This window comes from Pseudoalteromonas sp. 2CM41L, assembly GCF_023161905.1.
Classification (GTDB): domain Bacteria; phylum Pseudomonadota; class Gammaproteobacteria; order Enterobacterales; family Alteromonadaceae; genus Pseudoalteromonas; species Pseudoalteromonas atlantica.
Map to the genome: position 1 here is coordinate 181046 of NZ_JALNTN010000002.1, position 18473 is coordinate 199518.

12 protein-coding genes and 1 pseudogene are annotated in these 18473 nt (G+C 42.0%); 12 read left to right on the forward strand and 1 reads right to left on the reverse strand.

Features of this window, described 5'->3' with window-relative positions:
- The first annotated feature begins 14 nt into the window (after positions 1 to 14).
- The 4 genes from folC to purF all read left to right on the forward strand — a co-directional run bounded on the left by folC (position 15) and on the right by purF (position 4138).
- The gene (gene folC, locus MTF64_RS03660; protein WP_248450620.1) at positions 15 to 1280 is read left to right on the forward strand and encodes a bifunctional tetrahydrofolate synthase/dihydrofolate synthase; all 1266 of its coding nucleotides are present in this window, start codon (positions 15 to 17) and stop codon (positions 1278 to 1280) included.
- An 11-nt stretch (positions 1281 to 1291) separates the two neighbouring features.
- Positions 1292 to 1927, forward strand: a complete 636-nt coding sequence (locus tag MTF64_RS03665) for an SPOR domain-containing protein (protein ID WP_029772564.1) — start codon at positions 1292 to 1294, stop codon at positions 1925 to 1927.
- Between the two features lie 171 nt (positions 1928 to 2098).
- Complete coding sequence (locus MTF64_RS03670; protein ID WP_004586885.1) at positions 2099 to 2593, forward strand: CvpA family protein; 495 nt, start codon at positions 2099 to 2101, stop codon at positions 2591 to 2593.
- Positions 2594 to 2611: 18 nt separating this feature from the next.
- A complete protein-coding gene (purF, locus tag MTF64_RS03675; protein ID WP_004586886.1) occupies positions 2612 to 4138 on the forward strand; it encodes an amidophosphoribosyltransferase in 1527 nt (508 codons plus the stop codon).
- 99 nt (positions 4139 to 4237) lie between these two features.
- Here the strand turns inward: purF and MTF64_RS03680 are convergent, their stop codons facing one another.
- Entirely contained in the window at positions 4238 to 4837 is a 600-nt protein-coding gene (locus tag MTF64_RS03680; protein WP_004586887.1) for a Yip1 family protein, read from the reverse strand.
- Between the two features lie 215 nt (positions 4838 to 5052).
- Here MTF64_RS03680 and miaE (MTF64_RS03685) point away from each other — a divergent pair.
- From miaE (MTF64_RS03685) to MTF64_RS03720, 8 genes and pseudogenes are all read left to right on the forward strand, one after another.
- A pseudogene (gene miaE, locus MTF64_RS03685) lies at positions 5053 to 5184 on the forward strand (tRNA isopentenyl-2-thiomethyl-A-37 hydroxylase MiaE); the annotation flags it as partial.
- A 109-nt stretch (positions 5185 to 5293) separates the two neighbouring features.
- Positions 5294 to 6070, forward strand: a complete 777-nt coding sequence (gene miaE / locus MTF64_RS03690) for a tRNA isopentenyl-2-thiomethyl-A-37 hydroxylase MiaE (protein ID WP_248450622.1) — start codon at positions 5294 to 5296, stop codon at positions 6068 to 6070.
- 9 nt (positions 6071 to 6079) lie between these two features.
- Complete coding sequence (locus tag MTF64_RS03695) at positions 6080 to 7333, forward strand: hypothetical protein (RefSeq protein WP_248450624.1); 1254 nt, start codon at positions 6080 to 6082, stop codon at positions 7331 to 7333.
- 923 nt (positions 7334 to 8256) lie between these two features.
- On the forward strand, positions 8257 to 10569 hold the full coding sequence (locus MTF64_RS03700) for a DEAD/DEAH box helicase family protein (protein ID WP_248450626.1): 2313 nt from the start codon (positions 8257 to 8259) through the stop codon (positions 10567 to 10569).
- A gap of 220 nt (positions 10570 to 10789) precedes the next feature.
- Positions 10790 to 12367, forward strand: a complete 1578-nt coding sequence (locus MTF64_RS03705) for an AAA family ATPase (protein WP_248450627.1) — start codon at positions 10790 to 10792, stop codon at positions 12365 to 12367.
- A 3-nt stretch (positions 12368 to 12370) separates the two neighbouring features.
- The gene (locus MTF64_RS03710; protein WP_248450629.1) at positions 12371 to 13855 is read left to right on the forward strand and encodes a class I SAM-dependent DNA methyltransferase; all 1485 of its coding nucleotides are present in this window, start codon (positions 12371 to 12373) and stop codon (positions 13853 to 13855) included.
- 2 nt (positions 13856 to 13857) lie between these two features.
- Positions 13858 to 15087: a restriction endonuclease subunit S gene (locus MTF64_RS03715; protein ID WP_248450631.1), complete on the forward strand. Its 1230-nt coding sequence runs from the start codon at positions 13858 to 13860 to the stop codon at positions 15085 to 15087.
- Between the two features lie 9 nt (positions 15088 to 15096).
- Entirely contained in the window at positions 15097 to 17118 is a 2022-nt protein-coding gene (locus MTF64_RS03720) for a hypothetical protein (RefSeq protein WP_248450633.1), read from the forward strand.
- Positions 17119 to 18473: the final 1355 nt, after the last annotated feature.

Here is an 18473-nt window from a genome sequence, read left to right on the forward strand (position 1 = left end):
ACTGATTACACGCTATGACAAATACAATTCCTAGCCAATCATCAAGCCTTGATGATTGGCTTTGTTATTTAGAGAGTGTTCACCCTGCAAATATTGAAATGGGACTCGAACGCGTTGCTACTGTTGCAAATAACATTGGCTTATTAAACACTTCCAGCAAAATTATTCTTATTGGCGGCACAAACGGCAAAGGCACAACTGCACGCTGTTTAGAATCGCTATTACTTGCGCAAGGTTACAGCGTAGGTACGTATGCCTCTCCTCATTTAATTAGATACAACGAGCGTGTGCGCATAAATGGCCAAGAGCTTGATGATCAATACCATGTGGATGCCTTTAACACGCTAGAGCAAGGTCGCGCTAGCACGGCGCTTACGTATTTCGAATATGGCACCCTAGGTGCGCTGGCTATTTTTAAACGCTTTGAAGTTGATTATGTGCTGCTTGAGGTTGGTTTGGGCGGGCGCTTTGATGCCACCAATATTGTTACACCTTATGCAAGCGTGATCACCACCATAGATTTAGATCATAAAGAATACCTAGGCGATACACGAGAGTTAGTTGCTTATGATAAAGCAGGTATATTTCGTCAAAACACGCCGGCTATTATTGGTGATTTAAACATACCACATACAATGACCGATTACGGTGCTGAGATTAAAGCAGACATGGTTATATCCGGTACTGATTTTATATTCAAAGAGCACGAAGCGCATTTTACATGGCAATATAAAAATTATAATTTGCTTTTAGATAAGCCAGCAATCCCTGCACAAAATGCAGCAACGGCCTTAACAACCCTAGCTGTGCTAAATTTATTGCCAAGTGATGAGGTAATTAAGCATTGTTTAGCTAACTTAGTTGTTGAGGGGCGCTTTGAGCAGTTAAGCACTGCACCTTTAGTGTTTACCGATGTAGCTCACAATCCCGAATCTGCTCGTTATTTAGCACTAAAGCTTGCAAGCTATAAAGATAAAGGCTTTAAAATTCATGCATTAGTCGCTATGCTTGCTGATAAAGATAAAGCGGGTGTACTTAAAGAGGTAAGCCATGTAATTGATCATTGGTCTCTTACTAGCTTGCACATACCTCGTGGCGATAACGTTGAAAATATGGCCGCGGCGTTGCAAACTATACCTCATACAGGCACGCATGAACGCTATAATAGTGTGCACGAAGCACTTAATGTAATTATGCCTACACAGCAAAGTGATACGCTTTTAATTGTGTTTGGGTCATTTTTTACTGTTGCAGATGCTATAAACTACTTTAAAAAATAGAGAGAAAGTCGGTGAACTCAGGTTTTATAAATCGTTTAGTCGGAACCAGTATTGTGGTGATCGCAGCAATTGTGTTTATTCCTAATATACTCGATGGCGAAAAGGTCCACTACAAAGAGGGCTTTAAAGCTATCCCTGAACGCTCTGAGTTTAAAACTATTGACCTTCAAGAGTCTATAGATGAAAAAGTAGCGCAGGCTGAGCCTTTAAAACAAGAGCAAATTGAAGACATAGCTGCCGATGACGATGTGCTGACAAGCAAACAAAGCCAATACGCAGCTGAGCCTGAAATAGTCGAAGCAAGCATAGAGCCTCAAACTGCGCCAGAGCCTGTAGCTAAAGCGCCAGAGCCGGTAAAAGCAAAACCTATTGCACCACGTAAAAGTGAAGAAAACCTCACTGATATGGCCTATGTAATTCAGCTAGGTAGCTTTTCCCATGCGGCTAATGTTAAGGCCTTACAAGCTAAGCTTAAAGCGAAAGGCTTTAAAACGTTTACAAAACCAATTAAAACGCCAAACGGCACATTGACTAAAGTGTTTGTTGGGCCCTCGCTTGATAAGGGGGAGCTGACCAAAAAGTTACCCGAGCTTAAAGCGCTTACCAAGTTAAACGGTAAAGTCACTCAATACAGTGTCTCTAATTGATTTTAAAAGGCCTTACTATAGTAAGGCTTTTTTTGTTTTTAAGGGCTAAAAATAGCCGTTAAAGTGATAAGTTTTTGTACGTGCTAGTTGCTGGTTATCTCCCGCTTTAACTTGCATATTAACGAGGTTTGGGTATAGAATGCGCCCCAAAATAGCGACTAATTGGTTAATATGATCTGGGTTGATTACGCCATTCTTGGCATCATTGCACTGTCTACCATCATCGGTTTAATACGCGGCTTTGTTAAAGAAGCTATGTCATTAGCAGTATGGGCTTGCGCATTTATCATCTCTAGTTTGTTTTACCAATATTTAGCTTCCTTCCTAACAAGTATTTCTGAACCCCTTTTAAGAAATGCGGCGGCCATTGCCATACTCTTCTTTGCGACGCTACTGTTAGGCGGTTTACTAAACTACATTTTAGGTGAGCTTGTACAACGTACTGGTTTATCTGGCACCGATCGTGTCTTCGGCATTGTTTTTGGTGCGTTACGAGGCGTGTTGGTCGTGAGCGCGTTACTCTTCTTTCTTGATGCTTTTACTGGTGCACCAAACACGCACTGGTGGGGCAATTCTATTTTGATTCCAGAATTTGGCTTTGTTGTTGAATGGTTCTTTTCGTACCTAGAAAACAACTCGAGCTTTTTAAATTCAGTAAACCGTTAATCGGCGAGGATAAATTACATGTGTGGTATCGTTGGGATAGTCGGAACATCTCCTGTTAATCAGGCGATTTATGATGGCTTAACTGTTTTGCAGCACCGAGGTCAAGATGCCGCGGGCATCATTACCATTGAAAACAATACGTTTAGCTTGCGCAAAGCAAATGGCCTAGTAAAGGATGTGTTTCACACCCGCCATATGAAACGACTACAAGGCACAATTGGTATTGGCCACGTACGTTACCCTACTGCTGGCTCCTCAAGTTCATCTGAAGCGCAGCCGTTTTACGTTAATTCACCATTTGGTATTGCACTTGCGCACAATGGTAATTTAACCAATGCTGAAACTCTAAAGCAGCAACTGTTCTCAGAAGCGCGTCGTCACGTTAATACAACGTCTGACTCAGAAATACTACTTAATATCATGGCACATGAGCTAAGTAAGTCTGACAAATTACATTTAGACGCTGAAGACATCTTCACTGCAGTAACCGAAGTAAACAACAAAGTAACCGGTGGCTACGCCGCTATTGCGATGATTATTGGCCACGGTGTTTTAGCATTTCGTGACCCAAATGGTATCCGTCCTTTGGTATTTGGTAAGCGTGAAACCCCTAAAGGCACTGAGTACATGTTTGCCTCAGAAAGCGTAGCATTAAAGCCAGACGGCTTTGAATTTGTGCGTGACGTTGCGCCAGGTGAAGCGATTTACGTAACTGAAGATGGCCAATTTCATTCACAAAGTTGTGCTGAAAAAGCCTCTTATGCGCCGTGTATTTTTGAGTTTGTTTATTTTGCTCGCCCAGATTCAACCATCGATCGTATGTCGGTTTACGCAACGCGTGTAAATATGGGTACTAAACTGGGTGAAAAAATTGCGCGTGAGTGGAGCGATAAAGACATTGACGTTGTTATCCCAATTCCTGAAACCTCATGCGATGTGGCGTTAGAAATTGCCCGCATGCTTGATTTACCTTACCGCCAAGGCTTTGTTAAAAACCGTTATATTGGTCGTACATTTATCATGCCTGGCCAAGAAATGCGTAAAAAGTCAGTGCGTCAAAAGCTAAATGCGATTGACCGTGAGTTTAAAGGTAAAAACGTTTTACTGGTTGATGATTCAATTGTACGCGGTACAACCTCGGCACAAATTGTAGAAATGGCCCGTGAAGCCGGAGCAAAAAATGTGTATTTTGCCTCAGCAGCACCAGAAATTCGTTTTCCTAATGTGTATGGTATTGATATGCCATCTGCCGCAGAGCTTATTGCGCATGGCCGTGAAGTTGAAGACATTAACCAAAGCATCAGTGCTGATGGCTTAATTTTTCAATCGTTAAACGATTTAATTGCCGCTGTAAGCCAAGAAAACCCAGAAATTACTAAGTTTGAAACCTCTGTATTTGATGGGCAATACATTACTGGCGATATCGATCAAGATTACTTAAACCATATCGATCAATTACGTAACGACTCGGCTAAAAGTAACCGCGAAAACGCCATGTCATCAGGCCTTGAAATACACAATCAAGATGCCAACGAAGCTGATTAATGTGTGATTAAATATAGTCAGACATAAAAAAAGGAGCTAATTAGCTCCTTTTTTGCGAAGGAAAGAAAGGGAACACTTCATATCAAACAACGTGGTTGATTAGGTAAACATTGGACTCACAATGCCGTTAGTCCAAAGTATTGCGGTTACAGCTAAAATTATTACCAATAAAATTAGCCCGCAGGTAACAACAGAGCTGGCATAAATAAAGCCGCGCTCTTGTGGAATATGCATTAGTATTGGCACGCCTGTATAAAGCAAGTACACCGAGTAGGCTAGGGCAATCATACCTACGCAAACAACAAACCACAGCTCAGGTAAAAAAGCGGCTAAGGCCGACATAAACACGGGTGTAGCAGTATAAGCGGCAAGTTCAAGCGTTTGTGTAAAGGTAGGTTTAGCACCAAATGTAACGGCCATCCAATGGGCTAAATAGGCCAGTGCAAACACACCGGCTATTAACGCACCATACATAGCCACGGCAATTAGCAGTGCGCTTTCATGTGTTAAAAATACTGGGTTGCCCGCACCAATACTCCAGCCTAAATACACCGATGAGTAATACCCCATAATCGATGGAAATAATGCAATAAGTAAAATATGCGACAGGCTATAAGTCAGGCTTTCGTGGCGGTTATCTATTGTTTGCCATTCTTCGAGTGGATGAGCATAAATGCCCCACAGGTGGTTCAGTATCATAGCGGTACTCCATAAAAGGAACGTATTACTGTTGGTTATAATTTAGTTTTAGTTAGTTTGTTTTTTATACAGTACCTATATTTATGGTGTAGTTCATATACAAAGTCAAGTTAACTGCTTATTAACATTTTAAAGAGGTTGTTTTAGCTCGTTTTATTCTTCGTTATTTTTCGTGTTAAAATGGCTTTTTATTATTTGAAGTAACGAGCAGCCCTGTGCCACATAGCGAACTTTTAGCCCCTATTAATAATTTTTTATTGTGCGAAACTCCAAATGAATGGGTTATTGAGGCAGTAAAAAAAGAAAATTTATCGATTATCTTAATCGATCACTTAATTTGTGAGCTAACCACTTACATGTGCAAGTTGCTAAATGGTTGTACAACGAACCTAGTTATGAGTGCTTTCAATGGTGATATTCCCCTAGGCCATAAATTAACAGCTAAGGAGGCTTAAGATGGATGAGTTATTAAAGCCAATTAATTCGTTTCTGCAAGCATCAACGCCTGATGAGTGGATTACTGAGGCAACAAAGCAAGACAACCTATCAGTGGTGCTCATAGACCACCTAGTGTGTGAGTTGAAGGCAGCTCAGTCTGCAATGTTCTTGATTCGAAAGTATGCAGTGGATAAAGAGAGCGGTGATGCGCTACTCGAATGGCTTAAACCCTTCGAGACACTAATATACAAGCGACAGGGTAACTGGCGTGAACTAGCAGACAAGAACAAGCTCACCAAATCAATGATCCCTAAGTCAAATACACCTTACGGGCAAAACTTGATAGACAAAATGGTGATGCTTATCAAAGAAGAGCTTCATCATTTTTATCAAGTACTCGAGATCATGCATGAATATGGTGTCGAGTATCAGAGTATTACTCCATGCCGTTACGCAAAAGGTATGCTGCGTCATGTGAAAAGTTACGAGCCTGACGCTTTAGTCGATAAACTAATCATAGGTGCTTATATTGAAGCTCGCTCTTGTGAGCGTTTTGCAAAGCTAGCTCCGCATGTTGATAAACGTTTAGGTGATTTTTATATTTCATTGCTTCGCTCTGAAGCGCGTCATTACCAAGATTACTTAACACTGGCACAAGATATTAGCGAATTTGATATCACTGATCGCGTTGAGTTCTTTGGCAATGTTGAAGCTGAGCTTATCTCTAGCCCCGATGAGGACTTTAAGTTCCACAGCGGTAAGCCAACAGCACCTTTCTCTGCTAATAGAAGGTAGGGTGTCTCTTTGGTTGAAGATGCAATAGAATTGCTACCTGTATGGACTCTGCATGGAAAAGCAATAAGTAACCGGTGGAGTAATAGGATTAGCTATCAAAGTTCTCTTATTGTTGAAGAGTTCTTGGAGTCTATGAAAAAGTCATATAATGACAATGGTAAACGTTTTAACAAGCCAGTAACTAAAAAGTGTCTGTCTACAATTTTAGCCCACCTAATTTATGCAAGCGAACATAACCTTCGAGTAAGGTATTCGCGTTCAACAAGTCATACAAAAGGAAAAATGAATGCACTGACAATAATAGGTGTATTAGATTTCCTTCAAATACAGTCACTCGTTAAACAAGACATAGCTCACCAAAATGAGCATAGCAACAAACAGTCAACGTTTTGGGCGACAGACCAGTTCAAAGAGCTTGTTAAAAATACTGTTAAGTGGAGTGAATTAGCATATACGGGTCCATTAGTAGTCATTAGAGACGAGAGCAAGGAAATGTTACCTCTGCCTGCTCAAGCAAAAAAGGTTGTTACAGCCGTAAAAATCTTAAATACTTTCTTGAAGTGTTTTGAGGTTGTTCAGGATGGCAAGAAGCAGTGTATAGCTTTAAGAAGGGTCTATAGGGACTCCTTAGAGTTGGGAGGGCGTTTCTATACTCATGGCATGCTGACGTACCAAAATAACAAAAAAACTCTACGTAGTGCTATCAAAATTGATGGTGAAGATACTTGCGAATTAGACTATAAGGCAATGCACCTAAACATTCTACATGCATGGAAGAAAGTACAATGCAAAGAAGATCCATATGATATCCCTGGTCTTGATAGGGACACTGTAAAGCGCCTTGTGGTTAGATGGGTTAACTCAAAGCCTTCTGATTTTAAGAGAGTGGTTACCATGAGTGGTAAGCCAGAGTACAAAACTGAAGCTGGAAGAGCGCATTTAAACCCTGATGCAAGAGATAGCCTTATTGAAGATCTACCTCCAGGGATTAAAGGAGAATATGCGTACAGTAAGCTCTTGGAAGCTTATCCTGACATAGCCAGCTTTATAGGGCAGAAGAATATCGGACTACAGCTACAGTATACGGACAGTACTATCATGAGCATCATTCTTGATGAGCTCAAGTTGAGAATGATCCCTGCATTGCCATTACATGATTCAGTAATAGTCAAAACCAGTGATGCTGAGGTTACTGAAAAAGTAATGCTGAAAGCGTATCAGAAGGTTTTAAACGGCTTCAAAATTAGCATATCTCGAAGTTAGTTAATCAACTGTAACGCACCCCTTTACAGCTTAGAGTAGTTATATATGGTTGATTGGTAGGGTGGTTACTTTTGCCCATTAGTCGTGTCCTAACATTATACTTAAATAAGTAGTACTCCTACGACGAAGTCGGAGGAGCACAAAGGAGGCGAAGCCTTCTTTGTCCTTGTGACCATTATTCTCTTTATATATGGCCTTTCAGCGTATGTAGTTGTTATATTTAGATTGTTTATTGACCTCATATTACGCACCAATTATGTTGATGTGTCTATTGGTGCTTTCTTCTCTAATTGGAGTCTATCCTAGGCTAGAAGGGGGTAGTCGATATGTATTTAGTGGTACCCCTTGTACATTTAGCCTTCTGTTTTGCCCTTTCAGCTTTATCGTTCGAAACCCCCTGCATCGCAATTAATTTGGGATCAGTTTATGACGTAGCTGCCGCAGCTAGGTTTATCTTAAAAGTGTTCATATACACTTAATTTGGGATGAAAAACCTTTTTTTACTACGGTCTAAGTGGAAACCGTGAGCGTGAGTACGAAAAGTTAGCGTCCTGCGGCGCAAAGGGTTTGAAACAACTTCAAAGGGTATGCCCGTTGGCCTGACCGCTTGATTCTTTCATGCTACTCATACGTTAAGTGACTGGTAAAGCCTATGCAGCAGCTGCTTAGCGTTAATAGCAGTCTTTAATTTTAGCTATGGTATGGCCCGCCAAATATTCCAACGAACCTGGGTGGCTCTTTAGCCGACTGATGAAGAGGCTGTATGACTCAAAATTCAACCTAAACCTAAATAGGTAAAGACAAAAATGTGGTTTTTGTGTATAAAACACTATCGGCTAAGTATATCTTGTCGGTAGTTAAACTTACGTGCACACGTGGGTATAGTAGGCTATAAGCGAATAACGTATACAGGGAGTAGATAAGTGCAATCAGAAGCAGATACAAGAGCAAATTATATAGATCCTGCTCTTAAGGCCGCACAGTGGCAGCCAGGTAATATCATTCGTGAGCATTACTTCACAGATGGCCGCAAGCTATCAGGAGGCCTAAGAGGCAGGCGCTGTTTCGTCGACTACCTTCTTCACAAGGAAAACCGTTACCTCGCTGTCGTTGAGGCCAAGAAGGAGTCTGAACACCCCACTAAAGGGCTTCAACAAGCCATTGACTACGCTAAAAAGCTATTAGTTCGTTTTGTATACTCCAGTAATGGCCTTCAAACCTATGAGTTCGATCTTGAAACAGGTAAAGGAGACTACATTGAGTTTTACCCAACACCAGAGGAGCTCGAAAATCGTTACGACGGTGTGAGTTCCGACTTAGGGCAGCAGCTTCGTAATGTACCGTTTCATCTAGAAGGAGCAATGCAGCCTCGCTATTACCAAGAACTAGCCGTACATGCTGCTACAGATGCGATTGGTAGAGGTGATCCACGTGTATTGTTAACTCTGGCTACGGGCACTGGTAAAACATTCATTGCTTTTCAAATTGTGCACAAGCTGTTTCAATCTCGCTGGAACAAAGAAACTCCTGGCACCCGCCGCCCCAGAATACTGTTTTTAGCCGACCGTAATATTTTAGCAGACCAAGCAATTAACACCTTTAACCCATACGAAAAAGACCTGATAAAGATTAACGGGGAAGAAGTACGCAAGCGAGGCGGAATAGTACCAACTAATGCGCATATCTTTTTTGCCATCTACCAAGCCATTGCTGAACGCGAAGATATAGAGGGACACTACAAAGCCTACCCAAGTGACTTTTTTGACCTAGTAATGATTGACGAGTGTCATCGTGGCAGTGCTAATGAATCAGGCTCATGGCATGCTATTCTGAAACACTTTGGTAGTGCCGTGCATGTAGGTTTAACTGCAACGCCAAAACGTGAAGCAAATGTAGACACTTACGACTACTTTGGTGCACCAGCCTTCGAGTACTCACTAAAAGACGGTATCAATGATGGTTTCCTAACCCCTTACCGAGTCAAACGTGTCCGTACTAACTTAGACGAGCTGGTACTGACCAAAGACGACAAAGTCATCGAGGGCGAGTCAGGACAAGATGTTTATCAGGTTGAAGACTACGACAAGAAAATAGTTGTCGACGAGCGCACAGAGCTAGTGGCGAAGGCTATCATTGACAATATTAACCTGCTCGACAAAACCATCGTTTTTTGTGAAAACCAAAACCATGCGCTTACTATGCGCGACATGATCAATAAGCACAAAAAGGTTAAAGACTCACACTACTGTGTACGCGTTACTAGTGATGAAGGCAAAGGTGGACGTGAGCTACTTGAGAAATTTCAGGATAACGATAAAGACATCCCTACGATTATCACTTCATCACAAATGCTCACTACGGGTGTTGATGCTCGTAATGTGCGCAACGTAGTGCTCGATCGAACTATAGGGTCAATGGTGGAGTTTAAGCAAATCGTTGGCCGTGGTACTCGCGTTTTTGACGGTAAAGACTACTTCAGTATTATCGATTTCCGTGGTGCTTCTAATAAGTTTTACGATAAAGATTGGGATGGAGAGCCTGAAGCGCCAGAACCAGGCGGTACCACTGAACCTACACCACCTTACACACCAGAGCCTCCAGGAGGTACAGAAGGGCCAGAGCCTACACCTGGTGAGCCTAAGCCACGATTAAAAGTGAAATTAGGCAAGCATCGTGAACTTAAGGTTACTGATGTTGAAATCCGCTATATAGACGACAATGGTAAGCCGCTCACAGTGCAAGAGTTTGTTGAGCGCCTTATCACTCAATTGCCAGGGCTATTTAAGTCGGTTGAAGAGCTAACAAAAATTTGGTCAGATCCCGACGAACGAGAAACCTTACTCAGCAAACTTGTGCTGGCGGGCTTCGATAAAGAGCAGCTTGCCACGTTGCGTCGCATGTTCGAAGCCGAAGAATGCGATATATTCGACTTACTTGCTTTTTTAGCCTTTGAGCAGCCTATGGCTACACGTAAAGCTCGCGCTGACAATGTACGTGCTAACAGCACCTTTTTTAGTCAGTACCAGCAAGAAAAGGCTCAGCAGTTTTTACACTTTGTACTCAATCGCTACGAGCAAACAGGCAGTGCAGAGCTATCACGGGAGCGCTTGCCAACCTTAATCGAGTTATCAGGTTTGGGAACTATTAAGGATGCCTCCACTGCTTTTGGAGGTAAACCTGCATACCTACTAGCAGCATTTAAGCAATTGCAGCAACAGCTTTATCACGTGAATTAGTATGGAAATAACACTATCCCCCAACCCTCTGTATGACCAACAGCAGAACCTTATGATCAACAAGGTAGCAACCTTAATTGGTGAAAATGGCAGCGGCAAATCCAGTATATTACAATCGGTATTTGAGGCACGATTAAACAAACGAGCACATCAAAACTTGAACGTGGTGTGCTTTTCTTCTGGGCAAAATGAAAATTACTCCGAGAAGTTTAGTGCATACTTGAGAGGCGAAAGGCAAGCGGGTAGAGGCCTTGGTTTAGAGTGTATGTACTTTGATAAACCTTGGTCTAAACTACTTATTTTTTTGGCGACTTCAATCAAACGTACCGGTAAGGTTCGCTCGTTTTTACGTGAGCGCGGTTACGTTACTGAGTCCGCACAGGGGGAGGATGATCAATCTACCTGTCTAAAATGTGCGTTTAAAATAGACAAAAATTATGTCAATAGAGTTCAAGATGCCTTAAAACGAGAAGAGAAGGGTGAAGTTAATACGCTTAGAAGTACACCTTATTTTCGTTCGCTAGATAGCTTTATCAGTACGCTTTACTCGAGGGATTATGAGTTCGAAGAACCAATTCGTAAGCGCACTATTGAGATATTTGCAGATCGCTTAGTTGATATATCGTTCGATTTCCCAAGACAAGCTCAAGCAGGGGAAGAAGGCGCTGAAGCAGGTGAAGTGAATGCTCAAGCTCAAAATATAGCGTTTGATCCTGAGGTGAGCTTCTTCACTCAAGCAGCGGATAATAACTACTTCATAGACAAGCAAGGTTATAAGCTTCTTTTCAAAGGGGAAATTGAGCTCGACCAGCTAAGTGATGGCGAATACCAATTACTCTTTCTTTATGCGTTGATTGACCTTTTCGATGCGCCTGATACCTTGTTCCTACTGGATGAGGCTGACTCACATCTACACTATAAAAATGTGGAAAAGCTATGGAGTTTACTACATGGTATACAAGGTAATGCAATTACTACCACGCATTTACTGGACTCTATTTCAGCAAAAGAAAACCGCATTGAGCACCTCAAAGTCGTAGAAAGTGGCCGCATTAATGATGATAATAAAATCAAGCAATTGATCAATCGGTTAAGTGTGCTATCACGTGCTAAGTCTGTTGAATTCGAAGTGTGTGGCAAGTTGCCAAATATTGCCTTGTTAGATGATTACAACGATTGGATCATTTTTATCCGCTTGGCTGCTCGTGCAGGGCTAGACACAGATAGGTTATCGACTGTTCATGCAATGAAAAAGTCATCAAGCTACGCGTCAGCTAACGAGACTTTTGGTAAAGGTAAAGTTGATTGGCTTCATGGTTTAAGTAAAATTGACTCGCCACTTATCACCACTAGAGCCTTCTTAATTTGTGACAGGGATGAAGCTGCACTTGAATGGAACGCTAACGACGGCGTGCAAGTCAATGGGCGTATCTATAATGACCTACTCAATGCAGTTAAGTGGCCTCGTGGTACAAAAGTGTCTCCATATCTACTGGCATGGAAACGCCGCGAAATCAAAAATTACTTGCTTTCACATACAGCACTATCAAATAATAACGCTTTAGACCAAGTCAACAACGGCGATATTGCATTACGCAACCACTTAAAGCCTGATAAACCAGGTGACAATGATGATATCCGTCGATTGAATGCCAAAGGTGTTATTGACCCACTTATAAACACTGAGGGCGCAGGGCTCGACATTGAAAAGCTCCAAGCCTATATCGATCTTATCCCGCTAGAAGAAATCAGCGAAGACATCACCAACATGTACAACTTTATTACTGGAAAACTTTAGACAATGTCACTACAGCAAAAAATTGACCGAATTACCGACATACTTCGCCGCGACGATGGTATCAGCGGAGCCATGCACTACACAGAGCAAACTTCATGGGTGTTATTTTTAAAGTTCTTAGATGATTACGAGTCTGAAAAAGAGGATGAAGCAGTGTTGTCAGGCAAGGACTATCAACCTGTCTTGGATGATGAACATCGCTGGTCAAGTTGGGCATGCCCAAAAAATGCCGAGGGGAAACTAGATATTAACTTAGTTCGTACGGGCGATGACTTGACTGACTATGTTAATACCAAGCTGTTTCCATATTTAAAAGGTTTCGCAGATGCAGCCGTAACAGGCGCTGGAGCCGACCCTAAATCGTTTACATACAAGATTGGGGGGATTTTCCAATACTTAGACAACAAGGTCGCGTCAGGCCATACGCTTCGTGAAGTGCTGGATATTATCGACACCCTAAATTTTCAATCTGGTGACGAAATGTTCGAACTATCACTCGTCTATGAAGGTCTGCTACAGAACATGGGGGATGCGGGAGGCTATGCAGGTGAATTCTACACTCCTAGACCGGTTGTAAGGGCGATGCTTAAAGTAATTGACCCTATGGCAGGGCAAACTATTTACGACGCAGCAGCAGGCTCTTGTGGCTTCCTAGTGGAGGCCTTTGATCATTTAAAGGCTAAAAAGGATGAGCTATCTACTGAGCAATGGAATTTTATACAACGCGATACTTTCTATGGGTTTGAAAAAACATCTTTGGCTTATGTGATGGGTATGATGAACATGATCTTGCATGGTATTGAATCGCCCAACTTGTACCGAGGTAACACTCTTACTCAGAACATACGTGATATTCAAGAGAAAGATCGCTACGACATCATTCTTGCCAACCCGCCATTTGGGGGTAAAGAGAAGTCGCAAATCCAACAAAATTTCCCAATACAAGCTAACGCCACTGAGTTGTTGTTCATGCAGCACTTTATGAAAACGCTTAAAAGTGGCGGCAAAGCTGCTATCGTAGTGCCAGAAGGCGTACTGTTCCAAACCAACAGCGCTTTTAAGCAGGTTAAGCAAGAGCTGCTAGAGAACTTTGACTTACATACTATCTTAAGTCTACCCGCTGGTGTGTTCTTACCTTACTCAGGCGTTAAAACCAACGTACTGTTTTTCGAACGAAGCGGCGGTACTAGTGATGTGTGGTACTACGAATGTGAACCTGAGCAAAAGCTTACTAAAAACAAACCGATAACAGATAAGCACCTGGAAGAGTTTGTTGAGCTGTATAGCAGCCGTGAGACCACGGATCGTTCATGGACAATATCGGCCAGCAAGCTTGCAGAAGACTACGATCTATCAGCCAAGAACCCTGCTAAGCAGAAGGATGCCGATCATTTAGCACCAAGAGATATTCTTAAGCAGATCCGTACCAAGGAAAAACTGGTATCTAGCCTCTTGGTTGAAATTGAAGACCTGTTGGCGGAGAAATAAGCATGGAAGAAGTTTTGTATAAACTGCCAGATGGGTGGGAGTGGCACAAGTTGAAAGAGCTCACAACCAAGATTGGAAGTGGGGCAACTCCGAAGGGAGGCGAAAAAGCTTATAAATCTAGCGGTATTTCGCTTATTAGAAGCCTAAATGTTCACGACTGTTTCTTTAAAGAGGAAAAGCTTGCATTTATTGATGATGAGCAGGCTAATGGCCTCAAAAATGTAGTCGTAGAAAGTGGAGACGTACTACTCAATATTACAGGGGCATCAATTGCAAGATGCTGTATTGTTCCTAATGAGTTCTTACCTGCACGTGTAAATCAGCATGTCACAATTATTAGACCAACGGAGTATGTCGATAGTAAATTCCTGAACTATCTGATTGTAAACCCAAAGTTTAAGTCGCAACTGCTATGGCAGGGGGCTGGCGGTGCTACTAGACAGGCCCTCACTAAAGCCATGGTTGAAGAGTTGAACATTCCTATTCCAAGCTTGCCGGAACAAAAACGCATCGTGGAAAAACTCGATGCATTGCTCAGCCGCATTGACACTGCCATCGAGCATTTGCAAGAAAGCGTCACATTGGCTGATGCGCTATCAAAAAACGGGTTGTCAGAAATATTCGAGAGCCTAAAGGATAGTTATGCGGTCGTACCGCTTTCATCCGTTGTAAAGATTAATAGTGGTATTGCATTACCGAAGCTTTTCAAAAATGGATTCAGTGATGGTGACATTCCATTTTTCAAAGTGGCACAAATGAATAACCATCACGAAAATATGGTTGAGCCAGAGATAACATTTAGTGAGATAATTGCCAAAGAACACAAGATAAAGCTATTCCCTAAGGGAAGCACTTTGATCCCCAAAAGAGGCGGAGCAATCCTAACCAACAAAAAGAGAATGTTACTTGAGGATGCATCATATGACAGCAATATTATGGGCCTAAAAGCTAACGAAGCTACAATTTCCGACGACTATCTTTTTGCCTTCATGCGCACTATAGATTTAGCTAATTTTGTCGATGCTAGTACGATTCCGCAAGTTAACAACAAACACATTGTTCAGATGCAAATCCCTCTGGCAAGTACCGAGAAACAGGCTAACGTGGTTAGCCGCGTAAACTTGCTAGTTAAAAAAGTCGAAACAATGAATTCTGAAATTCAAAGACAACTGAATGATTTGCAAGCTTTGAAAAGTTCCATTCTCGACTCCGCCTTTAAAGGCGCTCTATAAGGAGGGAGTATGAGTTTACAAACCAATCTAAAAGGACGTTTGCGCAACACCTCTTTACCCAAAAGCCACGGCCTAATGCCTGTATTTGAGGCAGTAGTAAACTCTATTCACTCAATCGAGGAAAGAAGCAGTAGTGAGGAGACCGGTAGAGTTTTTCTTCGTATCGATCGTGCTGCTCAAGGCAGTCTCGACTTCAACGTTAAATCACAACAGCCAATCATTGGTTTTACTATTACGGATAATGGATGTGGCTTTGATGAAGTGAACTTTAGGTCATTTGAAACGCTTGATTCTGATCATAAAATAGGTAAAGGCTGTCGAGGTGTTGGTCGTTTGATGTGGTTGAAAGTGTTTGATTTGGTGGAAGTGGAAAGCCACTTTATCGATACTGATGGTGAACTCAAAAAACGTATACTTCGTTTTGATGATAAGAAGGGCGTCCATGGAGAGAAGGTAGTCTCTGCAACTACTCAGAAGCCTGGTACTATTATTAGGTTAGTGGGTTTTGACAAAAGTTATAGAAAGAATGTACCTTGCAAAGGAGCCTCTATAGCTAATCAACTACTGGAACATACACTTTGGTATTTCGTACGTAGCGAAAAGCCGCCACGGATGGTTGTAGAAGACTCAGGAGAGACAATAGACCTCGACAATCTGTATGATGAGCACATGCATGCAAGTACTCATCATGAAACAATAACTATTCAAGGCCACTCCTTTGACCTCACTCACATCAAATTTAGAGCATCAGTTAACAAAAAGCATCAACTAGCATTATGTGCTGCGAACAGGTTGGTTAGAGAGGAGTCGATTCAGGGCAAGGTACCTGGCCTTTACGGCAAGATATCAGATGCTGACGGCGAGTTTACGTACACTTGTTATGTATCCTCTAACTACCTCGATGAGCATGTACGAAGTGAGCGTACTTCTTTTAATATTGCCGAAGACATTGATGACATGCTCAACGATGTGAGCTTTAGCACTATTCGTGTTGAGGTGTTAGCCCGTACTAAAGAGTACCTACAAGATGTTTTAGCTGAAAATGTATCAGCAGGTCGTAAACGTGTAGAAGACTTTATCGACAATAACGCGCCGCGATACCGACCTATAACACACTATGTAACGGAAGAGCTGCTAATTGTTGACCCTGAAAAGTCAGATAGAGAGTTGGAGCTACACTTGCATGCCCAATGGTATGAGGTTGAGCGTCAACTTGTTACCGAGGGACATGACGTTATGCAACCTAGAACTGATGAGCAACTAGAGGTATATAAGGAAAGGCTAAGTGAGTATTTACGCAAGGCTGAAGACCTTAAAAAGTCTGATCTAGCTAACTATGTATCACATCGTAAAGTTGTAATCGACCTACTGCAAAAATCCATAGAGCGGCTAGATAATGGCAAGTACGCACGTGAGGATATGATTCATGAGCTCATCATGCCCATGCGTAAGGATTCTAGCGAGGTTTTTGTTGACTCATGCAACCTTTGGCTTATCGATGAGCGTTTAGCCTTTCACAATTACTTGGCTTCTGACAAAACGCTGAATGCCATGCCTATTACAGGGAATGTCACCACTAAAGAGCCAGACTTACTAAGCTTAAAAGTGTTCGATAATCCTATGCTCGTTAACGACGATACGAGTTTTCCACTTGCCTCAATAACCGTAATCGAAATTAAGCGCCCAATGCGTAATGACATGGGCAAGGGTGAAGAGAAAGACCCCATTGATCAAGCTCTCAGTTATTTAGAGCGGGTTCGTGATGGTAAAGTGACGACGAAATCAGGGCGGCTCATACCAGGGAATAATGATATTCCTGGCTATTGTTATGTATTGTGTGATCTGACTGAGTCGATGAAAAAGCGATGCCGTCGAGCTAACTTACGCATCACATCTGATGGTATGGGCTACTTCGGCTACAATGAGCCGTCACATGCCTATATTGAAGTAATTAGTTTCGACCAGTTAGTAAAGGCTGCAAGAGAGCGAAATAGGGCTTTCTTCGACAAGCTAGGCTTACCCTCTGCATAGTGTTTATCACAACTGTGATTGCTATCGTTGTACAATGATTATAGATGCGATTAATATTCAAGCACGCATATAGAGGGCTACATTAGTAGCAGTGTTGAGTGACTTTTATTGCTACCAAATATACCTTAAAATCAAGCGGCCAGCTATGTTGCCCGCTAGTGCTCTAAAACGTTTTATGAACCATTAATATTCAAACACGCACTTAAGTGGGCTATATTCGTGGTTGTGTTGATTGGGCAGTTTCGACGTCCAATTAACATTAAACAATGTAGTTGAGTGTAGTCTGTAGCTGCCGCTGTAAAACAATTCTAGGAGTTATTAATATTCAAACACGCACTTTTACACATGTAAGGTGGCAACATCGACTGCAAGCTGAGCAGCCCATCTTGATATCAAATTCACTCCTAAACCATTTGTAATAATTCATCCTACTGATGTCGTTGTACAACGATTCTAGGGGCACCTTTAATATTCAAACACGCACTTGTAGGGATTCCATTAGTGCCTGAGCTGAGTGGCTCGTTTCGCATCTAATTACTATAAATCATGCAGTGGGGTTAAGGCCTAAGCTACTGTTTAAAATGACTTTATGGCCTCCTTAATATTCAAGCACGCACTTTGGTGGTTACGTTGGCGGTTGTTCTGATTGAGTTGTTTTGTAGTCTAGTTATTATTAAACCTATTGAAAGTTTAGTTAGGAACCACTGTTGTGCAATGGTTTTAGAGGCACCCTTAATATTCAAACACGCACTTAGGGGCTATATCGGCAGCAGTGTTTAGTGACACTTCTTGCTACCAAGTTCACCACTAAATCATGCGGTAAGCTACGTCAGCCGTTATCGTTATTCAATGATTTTAGGAGTTATTAATATTCAAACACGCACTCAAGGGTGCTGTATCAGAAGCAGAGCTGAGTGGCTCGTTTCTCATCCAATTGCTATAAATCATATCTTTGAGTGACATCCATAGCTGCCGTTGTAAAAAATTCGAGGGGTTATTAATATTCAAACACGCACTTTTACACATGTAAGGGGGCAACATCGACTGTAAGCTGAGTAGCCCATCTTAATATCAAATTCACTCCGAAACTATTTGTAATAATTCATCCTACTTATGTCTCTGTACAACGATTCTAGTGGCACCTTTAATATTCAAACACGCACTTAGGGGTTACATCGGTAGCAGTGTTAAGTAACACTTCTTGCTACCAGATTCACCACTAAATCATGCACGGCGTGAAGTTTAAAGCAGGTGTTGTACAGTGGTTTAGAGGTACCCTTAATATTCAAACACGCACTTAGAGACTACATTAGCACCAGAGCTGAGTGGCTCGTTTCGCATCAAATTACTATAAA